13 protein-coding genes are annotated in these 16,179 nt (G+C 66.9%); 4 read left to right on the forward strand and 9 right to left on the reverse strand.

The window, feature by feature from the left end; genetic code table 11:
• The first annotated feature begins 41 nt into the window (after nucleotides 1-41).
• Nucleotides 42-1,316 (forward strand): DUF2130 domain-containing protein, encoded by a 1,275-nt coding sequence (locus QW861_RS13135; RefSeq protein ID WP_316173035.1) that lies wholly within the window; start codon nucleotides 42-44, stop codon nucleotides 1,314-1,316.
• A gap of 113 nt (nucleotides 1,317-1,429) precedes the next feature.
• Here the strand turns inward: QW861_RS13135 and QW861_RS13140 are convergent, their stop codons facing one another.
• The 6 genes from QW861_RS13140 to asd all read right to left on the reverse strand — a co-directional run bounded on the left by QW861_RS13140 (nucleotide 1,430) and on the right by asd (nucleotide 8,374).
• Nucleotides 1,430-2,323, reverse strand: coding sequence for a DUF3313 domain-containing protein (locus QW861_RS13140; protein ID WP_410052122.1), 894 nt, complete (start codon nucleotides 2,321-2,323; stop codon nucleotides 1,430-1,432).
• A 176-nt stretch (nucleotides 2,324-2,499) separates the two neighbouring features.
• Nucleotides 2,500-4,704, reverse strand: a complete 2,205-nt coding sequence (locus QW861_RS13145; protein ID WP_315750263.1) for a xanthine dehydrogenase family protein molybdopterin-binding subunit — start codon at nucleotides 4,702-4,704, stop codon at nucleotides 2,500-2,502.
• Between the two features lie 4 nt (nucleotides 4,705-4,708).
• Nucleotides 4,709-5,725 carry a xanthine dehydrogenase family protein subunit M gene (locus tag QW861_RS13150; protein ID WP_315750262.1) on the reverse strand — a complete coding sequence of 339 codons (1,017 nt, stop codon included), beginning with the start codon at nucleotides 5,723-5,725 and terminating at the stop codon, nucleotides 4,709-4,711.
• Nucleotides 5,722-6,237, reverse strand: a complete 516-nt coding sequence (locus QW861_RS13155) for a (2Fe-2S)-binding protein (RefSeq protein ID WP_315750261.1) — start codon at nucleotides 6,235-6,237, stop codon at nucleotides 5,722-5,724. The genes QW861_RS13150 and QW861_RS13155 overlap by 4 nt, the downstream gene beginning before the upstream one ends.
• Nucleotides 6,238-6,390: 153 nt before the next feature.
• Entirely contained in the window at nucleotides 6,391-7,383 is a 993-nt protein-coding gene (locus QW861_RS13160; protein WP_315750260.1) for an NUDIX domain-containing protein, read from the reverse strand.
• Nucleotides 7,384-7,498: 115 nt separating this feature from the next.
• Entirely contained in the window at nucleotides 7,499-8,374 is an 876-nt protein-coding gene (gene asd, locus QW861_RS13165) for an archaetidylserine decarboxylase (protein WP_316193138.1), read from the reverse strand.
• A gap of 35 nt (nucleotides 8,375-8,409) precedes the next feature.
• Between asd and QW861_RS13170 the strand changes: the two genes are divergently transcribed.
• Entirely contained in the window at nucleotides 8,410-10,074 is a 1,665-nt protein-coding gene (locus tag QW861_RS13170; RefSeq protein ID WP_410052246.1) for an aminotransferase class III-fold pyridoxal phosphate-dependent enzyme, read from the forward strand.
• Nucleotides 10,075-10,365: 291 nt separating this feature from the next.
• Here the strand turns inward: QW861_RS13170 and QW861_RS13175 are convergent, their stop codons facing one another.
• From QW861_RS13175 to QW861_RS13185, 3 genes are all read right to left on the reverse strand, one after another.
• Entirely contained in the window at nucleotides 10,366-10,998 is a 633-nt protein-coding gene (locus QW861_RS13175) for a hypothetical protein (protein ID WP_315717806.1), read from the reverse strand.
• 145 nt (nucleotides 10,999-11,143) lie between these two features.
• Entirely contained in the window at nucleotides 11,144-11,833 is a 690-nt protein-coding gene (locus QW861_RS13180) for a class I SAM-dependent methyltransferase (protein ID WP_315717807.1), read from the reverse strand.
• 51 nt (nucleotides 11,834-11,884) lie between these two features.
• Nucleotides 11,885-12,940 carry a glycosyltransferase family 1 protein gene (locus QW861_RS13185; protein ID WP_315827102.1) on the reverse strand — a complete coding sequence of 352 codons (1,056 nt, stop codon included), beginning with the start codon at nucleotides 12,938-12,940 and terminating at the stop codon, nucleotides 11,885-11,887.
• 357 nt (nucleotides 12,941-13,297) lie between these two features.
• Here QW861_RS13185 and QW861_RS13190 point away from each other — a divergent pair, with 357 nt between their 5' ends.
• Both QW861_RS13190 and QW861_RS13195 read left to right on the forward strand, forming a co-directional pair.
• The gene (locus QW861_RS13190) at nucleotides 13,298-13,990 is read left to right on the forward strand and encodes a L,D-transpeptidase (RefSeq protein WP_316193139.1); all 693 of its coding nucleotides are present in this window, start codon (nucleotides 13,298-13,300) and stop codon (nucleotides 13,988-13,990) included.
• A 253-nt stretch (nucleotides 13,991-14,243) separates the two neighbouring features.
• Nucleotides 14,244-15,881, forward strand: coding sequence for a DUF4403 family protein (locus QW861_RS13195; protein WP_315827104.1), 1,638 nt, complete (start codon nucleotides 14,244-14,246; stop codon nucleotides 15,879-15,881).
• Nucleotides 15,882-16,179 lie beyond the last annotated feature (298 nt).

A 16,179-nucleotide genomic window follows, 5' to 3' on the forward strand; every position in this document is an offset into this window, starting at 1 on the left:
GGCGGCCGGTTAGATTCGGCTTTCATGGAAGGAAGCGAATCATGACCGATCCTCAGATCGTCTGCCCCTCCTGCCGCACCGAGATCAAGCTGACCGAGCAGCTCGCAGCGCCCCTGATCGCGGAGACGCGCCGGCAGTTCGAGAGGCAGCTCCAGGCGAAAGAAGTCGATTTCGGCCGCCGCGAGGCGCAGCTCAAGGCCGCGCAGGAGCAGATCGCGCAGGCCAAGGCTGCGATCGACCAGCAGGTCGCCACCAAGCTGAAGGCCGAACGCGCTGCGATCGCGCAGGCCGAGGCCGAGAAGGCACGACAGGCGGTGGCCGACGAGATGGGCAACCGCGATCGCCAGCTCGCGGAGCTGCACGAGGCCATCGTCAGCAAGGACGCCAAGCTGGCGGATGCGCAGAAGGCGCAGGCGGAGATGATGCGCAAGCAGCGTGAGCTCGACGAGGCCCGCCGCGAGCTCGATCTCACCATCGAGACCAAGGTGCAGGAAAATCTCGTCGCGGTGCGCGACAAGGCGCGGCTCGAGGCGGAGGAGTCTCTGAAGGCCAAGGTCGCCGAGAAGGAGACCCAGATCGCAGGCATGCAGCGCCAGATCGAGGAGCTTCGCCGCAAGGCCGAGCAGGGCTCGCAGCAGCTGCAGGGCGAGGCACTGGAGATCGAGCTGGAGTCACAACTGCGCGCGCGCTTTCCCCGCGACCTGGTCGAGCCGGTTCCGAAGGGCGAGTTCGGCGGCGACGTGATCCATCGCGTGGTCGGCCCCGGTGGCCAGGCCTGCGGCGCGATCCTGTGGGAATCCAAGCGCACCAAGAACTGGAGCGATGGCTGGCTGGTGAAACTGCGCGACGACCTACGCGCCGCCAAGGCCGACATCGCGCTGATCGTCTCGAGCGCGCTGCCCAAGGGGGTCGACGGCTTCGACCTGATCGACGGCGTCTGGGTCGCCGAGCCGCGCTTCGCGCTGCCACTGTCGCTGGCACTGCGGCAGTCGCTGATCGACGTCGCCTGCAGCAAGCTCGCGCAGGAGGGCCAGCAGACCAAGATGGAGATGGTCTACGCCTATCTCACGGGGCCCCGCTTCCGCCACCGCATCGACGCCATCGTCGAGCGCTTCACCGAGATGCAGTCGGATCTCGACCGCGAGCGCAAGACCATGATGCGGCTGTGGGCCAAGCGCGAGGAGCAACTGCGCAGCGTGCTGGATTCGACGGCAGGCCTGTATGGCGACCTGCAGGGCATCGCCGGCCGCGCGATGCAGGAGATCGAGAGCCTCGACGTGCTGCTGATCGAGGGCAAGAGCGAGGCGGCGGAGTAGCGCACACCGGCCGCCGCCCCGATCCGAGGTGTGCCAACACCCGCAGCGCGTTTATGCTTTCCGACGCGGCCGCGTCTCGAATTCCCATGGCGGCATGCGGATGCAGATGACCGCTACTGCTTCGCGATCTGCGTGCTCGCCTGTGCGTCCCTTGGCACAGCGCCCTTGTCGACCCATTCCGGCGGTGCGCCCAGACGGTTGGCGACCATGCCGATGACCCCGGGATCCCTGCCGAACGCCTCGCACGCCGCGTTCTTCGGCTTGCCGCCGAGCGCCGCGCTGATCCGTTCGATCGACGGCAGCTTCGGCACCTTGCCGAACGGGGTCTCGCCGGTCACCAGCATCTGGCCGAAATCAGCGCTGAACGAACCTGCCAAATCATAGGCATCGCCGGCCTGCGACAGCACCGGCGAGTTGGTGAACGAATTGGCGCCGCGCGCCCATACCATTGCGGCCTGCTGCCGGCCCTTGCGGTCGAGCGCTTCAGCCTCGATCGTGAGACTGCCGAGCCCGATCGGCAGCCGCGGCACCGGAACGGGAACGCCGAGCGCGCCCGGCACGGCCGACACGACCTTCGACGCACCGGCGGCGACCGGATCGGTCGGCGTCGCCTGGGTGATGAAGGTGCGCGTCGTCAGATCGGCCCTCTGATTGGGCGCCACGACCGTGAAGCGTTCGCTCAGGTTGAGACACAGCGCGCGGTCGACGGCATTGGCGACGAGCTGCCGCTGCTGGTCCGTCAGCACCGCGCCGGCCTGGCCCGAGAAGGATGTCGGCATGATACGCACGGTCTGGGCCGCGAGCACATTGTCCTTGTCGACGTTGAGCTGCGACTTGGCGAGCAGACCGTTCGATTCCGCCAGCGACTGATAGGATGCGAGCGCGCCGCTCTGCGTCATCTGCGCCGTGGCGCAGCCCGACAGGCCGAGCGCCGCGCACAGCATCATCAGGCGGATGGTGGCGGGGGTACAGGATCTCACGAAAGCCGCGACGTCGATCTCGACCATGCTTCTCCCGCCTCACGCCCACGATGATCGCCCTCTCGCGGGCGGCGCATCCTTCTCCGAGATTTCGGACGGCGTGGGGCGGAAGCATGGAGAGATGTTTCGAAACGGCACCAACAAGGGAGACGGTGTGGCGAGCGCGGCTCGCTCCGGCGCCATTATGGCCGAGAGAAGACGGTTCACCCCACCAGCTTGTCCAACGTGATCGGCAAATCCCGTATGCGCCTTCCGGTGGCGTGATAGACCGCGTTGGCGATCGCCGCGGCGACGCCGACGATGCCGATCTCGCCGACGCCCTTGATGCCCATCTTGTTGATGATGCGATCCTCCTCGTCGACGAAGATCACCTTGATATCGTGAACGTCGGCATTCACCGGCATGTGATACTCGGCGATGTTGGCGTTCATGATGCGCCCGAACCGCTGGTCGATTTGGGCTTCTTCGTGCAACGCCATGCCGATGCCCATGACGACCCCGCCCATGATCTGGCTCAAAGCCGTCTTGGTGTTGAGGATGCGCCCGGCGGCGACGGCATTGACGATACGCGTCACCCTGATCACACCGAGCTCCTCATCAACCTTCGCTTCGGCGAAAACCGCCGAGTGGGTGTTGTGGGCGTGCTTGTCGTCGTCCTCGAAATCCGAGCCGCGCTCCTTCTCGATGCGGTCCTTGCCACCGTGACGCATCACGTCCGACATCGCCAACGACCGGCTGCGATCGGAAATGGCGACGATGGCGCCATCGGCGAGCGTCACTTCGTCGGCGGTGAGCCCCTGCAACGGCGAGCCCGGGATGGTGTGCGCGATCTTCAGCAGCTCCGCCCGGATATCATCGGCCGCGTTGACGATCGCATGCGAGATCGAGGCTGCGGTCCACGAACCTCCCTCCACCGGCGCCTTGGGCAGCGTGGAGTCGCCCAGCTTCACATTGATGCTGTCGAGCGGCACGCCGAGCATGTCGGCGGCGACCTGCGCCATGATCGTGTAGGTGCCGGTGCCGATATCGGAGGTCGCGCTCGCCACCTCGACATGTCCATTCGCCGTCATCACGATCCGCGTCGCGAACGGCATCTGCAATGCCTCCCAGGCACCACTCGCCATGCCCCAGCCGACGAGTTCTCGGCCGTCACGCATCGACCGCGGCTCGGGATTGCGCTTCGACCAGCCGAACGCCTCGGCGCCCTGCTGATAGCACTCCTTCAGCCGCTTGCTGGAGAACGGCAGATCCTTGTCCTGATCCCGAACACAATAGCAGCGCAGGCGCAATTCGAGAGGATCCATCTTCAGCGCGACGGCGAGCTCGTCCATCGCGCATTCCAGCCCGTAGACGCCACTGGCGGCGCCGGGAGCGCGCATGTCGCCGGGCGTCGGCACGTCGAGCTTGGCGAGGCGGTGCGTCGCGCGCGAAGTGGCGGAGGTGTAGAGCACATCGCCCCAGCCGATGTCGTTGCGCGAGAACGCCTCGTGCTGCGAGGTCATCGCAACGGCCTCGTGCGTCAGCGCCGCCAGCGTACCGTCCTCACGGGCGCCGAGCGCCAGCCGCTCGATCGTCGCAGGGCGATAGCACAGGCCATACATCTGGGCGCGGCTGAGCACGACGCGCACCGCGCGCTTCAGCTTCAGCGCGGCCATGGCGGCGAGCACCGCCTGGTATTGCGGCCGCAGGCCGGAGCCGAACGCGCCGCCGACGAACGGCGACATCACCTGGACGTCGTCCTCCTTCAGCTGGAACACGCTGCAGACGTAGCGCTGCACATTCTGCACGCCCTGGGTCTTGTCGTAGACCACGAGCTTGCCGCCCTCGCGCCAGAGCACTGTCGACGCGTAGAGCTCCATCGGGTTGTGATATTCGATCGGGACGCCATAGTCGGCATCGTGACGCACGGCTGCGCCGGCAAGCGCCTTTGTCGCGTCGCCGCGCGGCTTGAGCGGCTTGTCGACCTTGAAAGCCTGCTCGCGCCGCGCATGGAGGTCGGTCGCGAAGCTCTCGGCCAGATACTCTACCGCGACCAGCGTCGCCGCGAAACGCGCGGTGTCCTCGTCCTCGGCGACGACCAGCGCCACCGGCTGGTAGTTGAAATGCACCCGGTCGTCATAGAGCGGACGATAGGGCGAGCCGTCCTCCGGCGCGACCTCGTCGCGAAATGCGTCATCGTTGTCCGCCATCCTGACCCGGTTGGCGTGGGTCAGCACGTCGAGGACGCCGTCGACGGCCAGGGCGCGGCCGGTATCGATGCGCACGACCCGCCCCTTCGGAATGGTGGAATTGACCACGACGCCGAAGGCGAGATCGGGCGCGGTGAACTCGGCGGCATATTTGGCGACACCGGTGACCTTGGCGCGGCCGTCGATGCGGGAGGTGGCTGTGCCGATGCGAGCTGTCATGACATCACCGGATGGTCTTGATGGCTTGAATCTGGGGCGTTGCGTTCGCGGCCTGGGTCAGGGTGCGCACGATGGCGCGGCGCGCCAACGGGATCTTGAAGGCGTTGTGCGTGGCGGCTTTCGCATCGCTCAGCAGGATGTTCGCAGCGCGGCCGAACGCCTGGGGATCCGGCGCCTGCCCGCGCAGCGCGGCTTCGGCCGCCTCATTGCGCCACGGCTTGTGGGCGACGCCGCCGAGCGCCAGGCGCGCCTCGCCGATGCGGCCGCCGTCGAGCTCGAGCGCAGCGGCGACCGAGACCAGCGCGAATGCGTAGGACAGGCGATCGCGGATCTTCAGATAGCTGTGATTCGCGGCGAAGCCCTGCGGGGGCAGCTCGATCGCGGTGATGATCTCGTCGACGCGCAGCGTGTTGTCGAGATCCGGCCGGTCGCCGGGCAGCCGATGGAAGTCCGCAAGGGCGATGACGCGCTCGCCCGAGGAGCCCGCGACCTGCACCTTGGCGTCGAGCGCGGCGAGCGCCACGCACATGTCGGAGGGGTGGGTCGCGATGCAATCGGCGCTGGCGCCGAGGATGGCATGGCCGCGGTTGAGACCGTCGACCGCCGAGCAGCCGGCGCCGGGCGTGCGCTTGTTGCAGGGCGTGGCGACGTCGTAGAAGTAGGCGCAGCGCGTCCGCTGCAGCAGATTGCCGCCGGTCGAGGCCATGTTGCGCAGCTGCGCCGAGGCGCCGGCGAGGATCGCGCTCGCCAGCAGCGGATAGCGGCTCTCGATGAGGGGGTGATAGGCGAGCGTGTTGTTCGGGACCAGCGCGCCGATCCTGACGCCGCCGGCGCTCGTCTCCTCCACATTCGTCAGCGGCAGGTGGCTGATGTCGATCAGCTGACGCGGCTGCTCGACGTGATACTTCATCAGGTCGATCAGGTTGGTGCCGCCGGCGATGAACTTGGCCTCCGGCGTCGCCGCCTTCAGCCTGACGGCCTCGGCGACATCGCTGGCGCGCGCGTAGTCGAAATTGTTCATCGGCTGCCTCCCATCGCCTGCTCGATGGCGCCGACGATGTTCGGATAGGCGCCGCAACGACAGATGTTGCCGCTCATCAGCTCGCGGATCTCGTCCTTCGTCTTCGCCCTGCCCTCGGCGATCAGGCCGGCGGCCGAGCAGATCTGGCCCGGCGTGCAATAGCCGCATTGGAAGGCATCGTGATCGATGAAGGCCTGCTGCAGCGGGTGCAGCTCATCACCCTTGGCGAGTCCCTCGATGGTCGTGATCTCGGCGCCGTCTTTCATGACCGCGAGCGTCAGGCAGGAGAGCACGCGGCGGCCGTCGATCAGCACGGTGCAAGCGCCGCATTGGCCGTGATCGCAGCCCTTCTTGGTGCCGGTGAGGTCGAGATGATTGCGCAGGAGATCGAGCAGCGTGGTCCAGGGTGCCACCGACAGCGTGTGCGACTGGCCATTGATCTGAAGCGTGACGGACAGAGGGGCAGGCTTTGCGGTGGACGCGGCGCTCTGGCGCGGTGGCGACGGGCTCATGCGGGGTCTCCGTTGACGGACCCGCATCAACCCGCGATGGCGCGAATGGTTCTTGGCAATCTTCGAGCAGCGGACAGCAGGAATTGCTCAGCCGGCACGCGCAGAATGTGCACGGCAGAACCGCTTGCCGATCAATCGTTTCGTCAACCAGACTCAGGCGGCGCGGCCGAGCCACGCCCGCATCTTCTGGGCCAGGCTGCGGCGTGGCGCACCATCCAGCGCCTCCGCATCCGCGGCGGCCACGTCTTCGCGCGGCGCGGCGGCTTCTGCGCCGGCATTCGGCACGTCCGACGGCCTGTCCTTACTCGGGCTGCTTTCGGCATCCGGCGCGGCCTTGCTCGGCACGAGCGACTTGATCGCTGCGGCCACGGCCTCGATACGCTCGAGGTCCGCCGGCTCACGCGCGCTTGCAGCGGGTTCGGCCGCCATCGGGACCGGGTGGGCCTCCGCCGGCACTGCTGCCGGATCCGAAGCAGTCGGTTCGGATTGACCGAGGTCGGGCGCCGCAGCCGCAAGCACGGCTTCGGCGGGCTGCTCGCCCGGCACTGCGATCGCGAAGTCGGCGATCTCCGGAGCCGGCGCTGGGGCGGGCTCCACGACCCGGCTGCGGCGCTTCCTGGCGGTTGCAGGCTTTGCCGCGACCGCCGCCGTCTCCGCTGCGACCTTCTCGACCGGCTTCTTGTCAGCGGCGGTCTTCGCCACCACCTCGGGCGCGGACTTCGCCTTGGTCTTGCGGATCAGGCCTGCGAGCGCGTACGGCCCGACGGTCTCCAGGAACGTCTTCTCATGATCGCGCGACAGCCGCCCCACCGCCGCATCGAGCGGCAGCCAGTCGACGGCGCGGACATCGTCCATCAGCGGCTGCGACGGCTCGTCGGCCGCTTCCATGCGCCAGTAGTGCACGACCTTGGCACGCGTGCCGGTATCGTAGACCAGGGTGCCGAGGAATTCATGCACGGTGACCTTGTGGCCGGTCTCCTCCAGCACCTCGCGCCTGGCGGCGTCGCGCGGCGTCTCGCCGTCGTCGAGCTTGCCCTTCGGCAGCACCCATTCGTCGCGCTTGCGCAGGCGCACGACCGCGATGCGCGGCGGCTGTTCCCGCCGCAGCACGATGCCCCCTGCCGCCATGATCGGCGCTCTCGCCATCGCCTCTCCCGAGCCGCAACGACCGCAACTCCCGCGGTCTGATTCGTCAGTTGAACGCTCCGATATAGGACTGCGCAACGCCGAAATCGAGATTCCGCAAGCGTGGACCTGACATTCATCCGGCGGCGACGCGCCTGCGCCACAGTGGCTGTCCGGCCCGGATGCGGGCGCCTTCCGCCACATCGGGGCAGAATGTGAAGTCGCCGGGCGCGAGCAGGATGATGGTGGAGCCGTGCTCGAACCAGCCGAGCTCGTCCCCCTTGCGCACATTGTTGTTACAGGCATAGGCGAGCGGTCGCTCGGTCTGCGCGTTCAATACGCGGTCGAGCGCATGCAGGCGGATACTCGCCACCAGGATCGCCGCCACCGGCACGATCGTGAACGGCTCGCCGGAGGTAAGATGCGTGCGGATCACCGCGCGCTCGTTCTTGCAGAACAGCCGCTCGACCCGCTTCAGCGCGATCGGATTGACGTTCCAGACGTCGCCATGAATCAGGCTGACATGCTCGATCGTCATGTCGGCCGGCGCGTGGAAGCGGTGATACATGCTCGAGGTCAGACGCAAGGTGACGAAGCAGCCATTGCGATGGGTCTCGACCACGGCGGGATCGGCGACGAGTTCGCGCAGCGAATAGGGCGCGCCCTTGATCTGGTAGAGCTCGCCGTCGCGGATCAGGCCGTGGGCGCCGATGATGCCGTCGGACGGGCTGGTGACGATGGCGGGATCCGGATCGAACGGCCGCAGGCCGGGCTTCAGCTCGCGCGTGAAGCAGGCGTGCAGGCTCTTGAAGCGGCTCTCCTTGGCCTCGGAGAGATCCAGGTCGGAGAACAGCTTCCAGAGCGCGATCGACGCGTCCCGGACGAGCGGGTTCTCGATCTTGGAGAACCAGCCCATGAAGCGGGTCAGCGCGGCGCGCGGCACGCGGTTGGTGAGCAGGAAGTTGAGGTCTTCCTGTTGGGTGACGGAGGCGATCAGGCTTTTGACTGTCATGAATCTGTCAGCAGGAGGGGTTAGCGCTTTTGGACATGATGGAAAACTCGATTCCTTATGTATCGCTCGCCGTTGGCGCTGCCGTGACGGCCGCCATGGCCCCGAAGGTCAAGGCCCGCATCGAACTGTCGCGCGCCAAGCACCGCTCGCTGGCCGGCCATTCCAAGATGTCGCGCCGGATCTCCAGGCTGATCCCGCGCTATGAGTTCGAGATCGACGACTTCTTCCGCTCCGACGGCGCACCGCAGGCGATCGCCACGAAGCGCCAGGACGGCTTCTTCCGGCTCGGCGCGCTGTTCCAGGAGACCTTCGCCAAGAGCCGCGCGCTGACGGCGGAAGCCGCAAGCCGCATCTCCGACCTGCAGTTCACCCAGAGCTACCGGGTCCCGTTCCAGTACAGCCGTCTGGTCAAGGAGCAGCTCGGCGCCGGCTCGTTCATGCAGGCTTCCTCCGGCGTGACCCTGACCGATCTCGACGGCAACCGGTTCTACGACCTCACCGGCTCCTACGGCGTCAACATCTTCGGCTATGACTTCTACAAGGAGTGCATCGCGGCTGCCGAGCGGCGCGCGAGCGCGCTCGGCCCGGTGCTCGGGCTCTATCACCCGGTCGTCGCTGACAACGTGAAGCGCCTGACCGAGCTGTCCGGCATGGACGAGGTCTCGTTCCACATGTCCGGCACCGAGGCGGTGATGCAGGCGGTGCGGCTCGCCCGCTACCACACCGGCCGCACGCATCTGGTCCGCTTCGCCGGCGCCTATCACGGCTGGTGGGGCGACGTACAGCCCGGCGTCGGCAACCCGATCGCGCCGCACGAGACCTACACCTTGGCCGAGATGTCCGAGCGCACGCTGCACGTCCTGCGCACGCGGCGCGACATCGCCTGCGTGCTGGTCAATCCGCTGCAGGCGCTGCATCCGAACGGCAATGCGCCCGGCGACTCGGCGCTGGTCGATTCCTCGCGCAAGGGTCGCTACGACCGCGAAGCCTACACCGCCTGGCTGAAGCAGCTGCGCGAGGTCTGCACGGAACGCGGCATCGTGCTGCTGTTCGACGAGGTGTTCCTCGGCTTCCGGCTCGCGCCGGGCGGCGCCCAGGAGTATTTCGGCGTCAAGGCCGACATGGTGACCTACGGCAAGAGCCTCGGCGGCGGCCTGCCGATCGGCGTCGTCTGCGGCAAGCGCGAGCTGATGCGCCGCTTCCGCGACGACCGCCCGGCCGACATCTGCTTCGCCCGCGGCACCTTCAACTCGCATCCTTATGTGATGGCGGCGATGGACGAGTTCCTGAGCCGGCTCGACAGCCCGAACCTCCGCGCCATCTACGACGGCCTGGATGAAACCTGGAATGGCCGCGCCGCGCAGCTCAACGCCGCGCTGGCCGAGCACGACCTGCCGGTGCGCGTCTCCAATATGCATTCGATCTGGCTGGTCGAATACACCGTGCCGTCGCGCTACAATTGGATGCTGCAATACTACCTGCGTGCCGAGGGCCTGGCGCTGAGCTGGGTCGGCACCGGCCGCTTGATCTTCAGCCTGAACTACACCGACGCCGATTTTGCCGAGGTGACGAAGCGCTTCGTCTCGGCGGCCGAGAAGATGAAGCAGGACGGCTGGTGGTGGAACGACGGCACGCTCACCAACAAGGCGATCAAGCGCCAGATTCTGAAAGAGATGCTCGGCGCCGCATTCGGGCGCTGACGGCGCAACCACCCTCCCCTGAAGGGGGAGGGTCGGCTCGCATGAGCGGAGCGAAATGCGCGCCGGGGTGGGGTGACGGCCTGTCCGCACATGAGGTGCGGGTGAGCAAGTGGAGAGATCACCCCACCCCGACGCGCGCTTCGCACGCGTCGACCCTCCCCCTCCCCCTCCAGGGGAAGGTGGCACGTGCCGCATGGCTGCAAGCTCGCTCGATTTCACCTCACAGCCCCCCACAAACACCGATGCCCGGGACCGGCCCGGGCATCGCTTTACTCTGGGCTTCAAGCCGGCTCAGGCGTGCTGCTCTTCGAGGCCTTCGTTCATCAGGTGCAGGCCGGGGTCGATCAGCTCGCCACGCAGCAGCGCCAGCGGAGCCGCGCGGTACTGCATGAAATCGTTGAACGGGTCGGTGATGATCTTGGTCATCCAGACCAGCCCGGTCTCGACGTCACGGATGAAGAACAAATGAATGGTGCGGAACAGCAGGCCGCCGATACCGATCACGAGCCACAGCTTGGCGGTCTCGCGCACGAATTCCATCGCCGAGGTCCAGGGCGGCAGCAGGCCGAACAGGGTCGGCTGCAGATAGAGCACCACGGGGGCCGCGGCCCAGATCGACATCAGCACGACCTTGCGCTGCAGATTGTAGCCGACCTTGATCTCTTCCTTGTGCTCGTGCGTCGCCTGGTTGACGTGGTCGTAGCCCTTCGGCTCGAAGAAGAAATGGCCCGCCTGGCGCGAGGTCATCGACACCAGCCAGCCGATCAGCGCCGAGACCAGCGGGTCGAACACCATCATCACATAGGCGATCATGAAGCTGAGCGCGCTGACGAAGTGGAGGCTCTGGTTGATACGGCTGTGATGATAGTAGCGATGGTCGTCCCAGCGCTGGATCCGCAGCTGCTCCAGGAAATGCTTGATCATGGTTGCTCCGAAGAATGAGTTGCAGGTCTTGTACAGGGATTCGGTGTAGATCGCATGACATCATCAAGATGTCATGCGATCGGACGCAGCGAAACGTTTCGGACTACGTAGAACGTCGCGGAGGCGGTAGAGGGCGGCCGCGGCTTCAGGCCGCGGCGGCACGCTCCAGCTTGCGGAAGCGGACCAGCGAGAAATGGCCGAGCGGCGGGATCAGGCGGCGCTCGACCAGCTCCATGCGCTCGGCGCCGGCGAGCCAGCGCAGGTAGCGCGACCAGCCGAACTCGGCGGTACGGAAACCGAGCCGGCGCACCACCGGCTGCAGCGCCTGCTCGATCACCCGGCGCAGGCCGTCATCGGCGCTGACGCGGGTCAGGATGATCAGTTCGCCGCCCGGGCGCAGCACGCGCGCGAACTCGTCCAGCGCGACCTCCGGGTTCGGCACCGCGGTGACGACATATTGCGCCATAACGACGTCGAACGAATCGTCGGGAAAGTCGAGCTGCTCGGCGTCCATCACCGCGAGACCCTCGACGTTCTTCAGCCGCTGGTCGGCGACGCGCCGCATCGCCTTGCCGAGCATCGCCTCGGAGATGTCGGTGCCGAACACGCGGACATGCGGCGCATAGAGCGGCAGCGAGATGCCGGTGCCGACGCCGACCTCGAGCACGCGCCCGCCGAGCTTGTTCGTGGCTGATATCGCGGCCTTGCGGCCCTTCTCGAACACGCCGCCGAACACGAGGTCGTAGATCGGTGCCCAGCGGTCATAGGCCTGCTCGACCTGCTCGCGATCGAAGTCGAGCTCCCGCGCGCCGCCGAGCTTCATGGTTTCTGCCATCGTTACATCTCACTTGGGTTTGGAATTGATGGAGTGACGCAAAGTTCGCCGTCAGCCGCGCACGGCGCTCTGACCGGCCAGCACCGGTGTCGGACGCACGACGCGGGACGGCTGCAGCACGGCGAGATTGCCGATGAACTGGCGCGCGCTGTTCTCCCAGGAGCGGTCGAGCGCAAATGCCCGGCAGGTCTCGCGCGACATCGTCAGCGCCTTCAGGCAGGCGGCGCGCAGGTCCCAGTCGATCGCCCCGATCGGATGATCGGCGATGACGTCGAGCGGACCGGTGACGGGGAAGGCCGCGACCGGCGTGCCGCAGGCCAGCGACTCCAGCTGCACGACGCCGAACGTATCGGTCAGGCTCGGAAACACGAAGACGTCGGCGGCCGCCATGTGCGCGGTCAGATCGTTGCCGGTCTTCTCGCCGAGGAAATGCGCCGCCGGGAAGCGACGCTCGAGCTCCGCCTTCTGCGGGCCGTTACCGATCACCACCTTCGAGCCCGGCAGGTCGAGCGCCAGGAAGGCTTCCAGGTTCTTCTCGACCGCGACGCGGCCGACGGTCATGAACACCGGACGCGGCAGATCCAGCGCGACCGGCGCGTCCGGATTGAACAGCTTCGTATCGACGCCCCGGGTCCAGAAGCCGAGCCGCTTGAAGCCGCGCGACGCGAGGTCCTGCTTCAGCGAATTTGTCGCGACCATGGTCATCGCGGCGGCGTCGTGGAAGCGGCGCATCACCCAATAGCCGACGGCATCGGGAATGCCGGTGCGCACAGCGACGTACTCCGGAAAGCGCGTCGTGTAGGACGTCGTGAACGGCAGGCCATGGCGCAGGCAGTAGCGGCGCACCGCCCAGCCGACCGTGCCTTCGGTGGCAATGTGGATCGCATCCGGCGCCGCCGCCTCGATGCGCCGGGCGATCTCGCGGCCGTTGGTCATGGCGAGCCGCAGGCCCGGATAGGTCGGCACGCCGAACGACGGAAAGCCTTCCGGCGTGAGGAAGGTGATGTCAGCGCCGAGGCCGGCGGCCGCGCGAGCCAGCGAGGTGAGCGTGCGCACTACGCCGTTGACCTGCGGGTGCCAGGCGTCGGTTGCGATTAAGATCCGCATAAGGCGATCCGGAAAGTTGCAGCGATTCTGAACAGCCGCAAATTCCGACATTGTTATTTCAGGCGTGTGACGTCATCGAACTGTCGAAGGGTCTTTTTGCCCGCCAACTGCTGTTTTCCCCGCGATCTGTGGCTGTCCCGCGCGGCTGCTGTCGTGAAACCGTCATGAAACAAACGGTTAAGCCGACGAAACCTTTTTGCGCGCAGCGCGCAAACGCAACGAAACTTTTCTCCCCTATGAGTTGCAGCATCGGGCGCGGGTCAATGCGCCGCAGGGAATGATGACAGGCAACTGATTTTGACGACGCCGGTCGAGACAAGCACGGCGCGCACCAAGCGATCAAACGAGGGGACGTCCATGTTCACGTCAGGCACAGTCGGTTCGCGATCCCGCATCCTGTTTGCTGCGCTGATCGTCGGTACGTTCGCTGCGGCAACGCCGACGCGAGCCGCGCCTCCGGCCCCGTTCCCTTTCCTGCTGCCGCCGCCGATGGCGACCTACGAGCCGCCGGCAACAACGCCGCAACTGATCACGCCGCGCGAGGACGAGGCGACCGCTTATGAGATGCCCGCGCGCCTGCGCCGCCAGGTCGTGAGCTACGCCACCCGCGAAGCGCCCGGCACGATCATCATCGACACACCAAACAAGTATTTGTACTACGTGCTCGGCAGCGGCCAGGCGATGCGCTACGGCATCGGCGTGGGCCGCGACGGCTTTACCTGGTCCGGCGTGCAGTCGGTGACCAGGAAGGCGGAATGGCCGGACTGGACGCCGCCGCCGGAGATGATCGCGCGCCAGCCTTATCTGCCGCGTCACATGGCCGGCGGTCCCGGCAATCCGCTCGGCGCCCGCGCGATGTATCTCGGCGGCACCGTCTACCGCATTCACGGCACCAACGCGCCCGAGACGATCGGCACGCATGTGTCGTCGGGCTGCATCCGCCTGACCAATCAGGACGTGATCGACCTCTATGCCCGCGTCAGCGTCGGCGCCAAGGTGATCGTGCTGCCGATGGAGCGCCGCGCCGATCTCGGCCGCATGACCCGCTGAGCTGCGCGGGCCGCACCGCTCGTTCCTTCTCCCGGATCCTCCCTGACTGGACCGCCGAGGCCCGAAAGCCGCGGCGGTCATTTCTTTGCGCGCATGCCGCCGTTCACCATCACGGCCGATTGATGATGGTCCGCGTCACGGGCTGCCCTGGCGCGCCTCCGTCCGGCCCTGTAAGCTCGGCAATCTTGTATTAACCGCGATCTCGCCGCTTCCGGCATGGGCCGGCGCGGCAGTTGGAGTCCGTGGATCCGACATGAACCTTCCGACACCGCGACCGGATTGGCAGAGCAGGCCGCATCCGCTCGCCCCGAAAACGCAGCCGCCGCCGCGGCGCTCGCCGCCCCGGCTGCGGCTGATCCTGATCGGCACCGCCGGCCTTGCCGCCGTCGTGCTGATCGGCATCATCATCGTGGAGGTGTTTCTGTTCTCGGGCAGCACGCCGGCGCCGCAGCTGACCCAACTGCCGCCGCTGCCGCCGGCCACGCGCAACTCGATCATCATGACGCCGGTCTCGATCTCGCTCGGCGCGATTCGTGACGCCGCCGAAAAGGCCACGCCGCGTAATTTCTCCGGCAAGGCCGACAACCCCGTCAACCAGATCCTGCAGAATGCCGACATCGGCTGGACGGTCACCCGCGGCGCCATCGCCGCCACCGGCACCCAGGACACTTTGTCGCTGGCGACGCCGCTCTCGGGCCGGCTGAACGTCACCGGATCGCTGTCCGCCAAAGCGACCGGCGCGCTCGGCGACGCCATCGGCGGCCTGCTCGGCGCGGATGCCGCCAAGCAGATTGGCGGCATCAACATCAAGAACCTGAACGCCACCGCCGACATCAAGGGCAACGTCCTGATCGCGATGCGGCCACGGCTGGCCGCCTCCTGGTATGTCGAGCCGAACTTCACCGCCCAGGTCAATCTCGGCGACACCGCGCTGACCGTCGCCGGCGCCCGCGTCAACGTGCCCGCGCAGATGAAACCGGTCATCGACAAGACCGTCAACGACCAGCTCAACGCGCTCAGCGAGAGGCTGCGCAAGGACCCGACCATGCGGCGCGTGGCGCAGGCGCAGTGGGCCCGCGCCTGCCGCTCGGTGCCGCTTCAGGGCACCACGCCGGGACTGCCCGCCGTCTGGCTCGAGATCAAGCCGACACGGGCGCTGGCCGCGCAGCCCGCGATCGATGCGAACGTCGTCAGCGTCACCATGGGGATCGAGGCGGAGACCCGGGTCACGGCGGCCGAGACCAAGCCGGAGTGCCCGTTCCCGGACAAGATCACGATCGTTCCGCCCACCGCGGGCACCGTCAACGTCGCGGTTCCGATCGATGTCCCATTCACCGAGCTCAGCAAGCTCGTCGACTCGCAGCTCGCCGGGCGGACGTTCCCCGAGGACGGCTCCGGCCCGGTCACGGTCACGGTGAAGCATGCGACCGTCGTGCCCTCGGGCAACCGGCTGCTGATCTCGCTGCAGGTGAAGGGAAAAGAGAAGGAGAGCTTCTTCGGCCTCGGCGCCGACGCGACGGTGCACATCTGGGGACGGCCGATGGTCGATCAGGCGCAGCAGATCCTGCGGCTGTCCGACCTGCAGCTCGCCGTCGAATCCGACGCGGCGTTCGGCCTGCTCGGCGCCGCCGCGCGCGCCGTGGTGCCACATCTGCAACGCGCGCTGCTAGAGCGGTCGGTGGTCGATCTCAAGCCGTTCGCCGACAATGTCCGCGACAAGATCGCGACCGCGGTCGCCGAACTGCAGAAGAACGAGAACGGCATCCGCGTCGACACCGACATCAACAACCTCGCTTTGACCGACATCGCCTTCGACGCCACCGTGCTGCGCGTGATCGCCTCGGCGGAGGGCACGATGTCGGTTCGAGTCAATACATTGCCAGGACTGTGACGGGCCGTTTCGGAACGTCGCATCCCGTCGCTGCACGCGTTTGCGGACCGTGCAACGACCGGCAATGATTCAATCGGGCCTGACCTGGTCTGGCGACACTCACGAATGTCCGCGCCGTTTCCGGTAGCCGGATGCAGCCGCATCGCGCGAGCGTGCGGCGGCCCCGAGGCCATACGTTTCGCGAGGCTTGACGCGCCCTCACGAATTCCGCAACACGGCGCAGAGAGACGTTGTCGGGCCCTTTCCGCGCGCCCGTCGCAGGAAACATTCCGTAACAAAATTCTTCGCAAAACGCCGC

The sequence above is a fragment of the Bradyrhizobium sp. SZCCHNRI1029 genome (assembly GCF_032487555.1).
Lineage (GTDB): Bacteria > Pseudomonadota > Alphaproteobacteria > Rhizobiales > Xanthobacteraceae > Bradyrhizobium.

Bases quoted from the DNA above. Each gene is read 5' to 3' on its own strand.
- QW861_RS13135 (WP_316173035.1), top strand. From the start codon at position 42: ATGACCGATCCTCAGATCGTCTGCCCCTCCTGCCGCACCGAGATCAAG.
- QW861_RS13140 (WP_410052122.1), bottom strand. From the start codon at position 2,323: ATGGTCGAGATCGACGTCGCGGCTTTCGTGAGATCCTGTACCCCCGCC.
- QW861_RS13145 (WP_315750263.1), bottom strand. From the start codon at position 4,704: ATGACAGCTCGCATCGGCACAGCCACCTCCCGCATCGACGGCCGCGCC.
- QW861_RS13150 (WP_315750262.1), bottom strand. From the start codon at position 5,725: ATGAACAATTTCGACTACGCGCGCGCCAGCGATGTCGCCGAGGCCGTC.
- QW861_RS13155 (WP_315750261.1), bottom strand. From the start codon at position 6,237: ATGAGCCCGTCGCCACCGCGCCAGAGCGCCGCGTCCACCGCAAAGCCT.
- QW861_RS13160 (WP_315750260.1), bottom strand. From the start codon at position 7,383: ATGGCGAGAGCGCCGATCATGGCGGCAGGGGGCATCGTGCTGCGGCGG.
- asd (WP_316193138.1), bottom strand. From the start codon at position 8,374: ATGACAGTCAAAAGCCTGATCGCCTCCGTCACCCAACAGGAAGACCTC.
- QW861_RS13170 (WP_410052246.1), top strand. From the start codon at position 8,410: ATGATGGAAAACTCGATTCCTTATGTATCGCTCGCCGTTGGCGCTGCC.
- QW861_RS13175 (WP_315717806.1), bottom strand. From the start codon at position 10,998: ATGATCAAGCATTTCCTGGAGCAGCTGCGGATCCAGCGCTGGGACGAC.
- QW861_RS13180 (WP_315717807.1), bottom strand. From the start codon at position 11,833: ATGGCAGAAACCATGAAGCTCGGCGGCGCGCGGGAGCTCGACTTCGAT.
- QW861_RS13185 (WP_315827102.1), bottom strand. From the start codon at position 12,940: ATGCGGATCTTAATCGCAACCGACGCCTGGCACCCGCAGGTCAACGGC.
- QW861_RS13190 (WP_316193139.1), top strand. From the start codon at position 13,298: ATGTTCACGTCAGGCACAGTCGGTTCGCGATCCCGCATCCTGTTTGCT.
- QW861_RS13195 (WP_315827104.1), top strand. From the start codon at position 14,244: ATGAACCTTCCGACACCGCGACCGGATTGGCAGAGCAGGCCGCATCCG.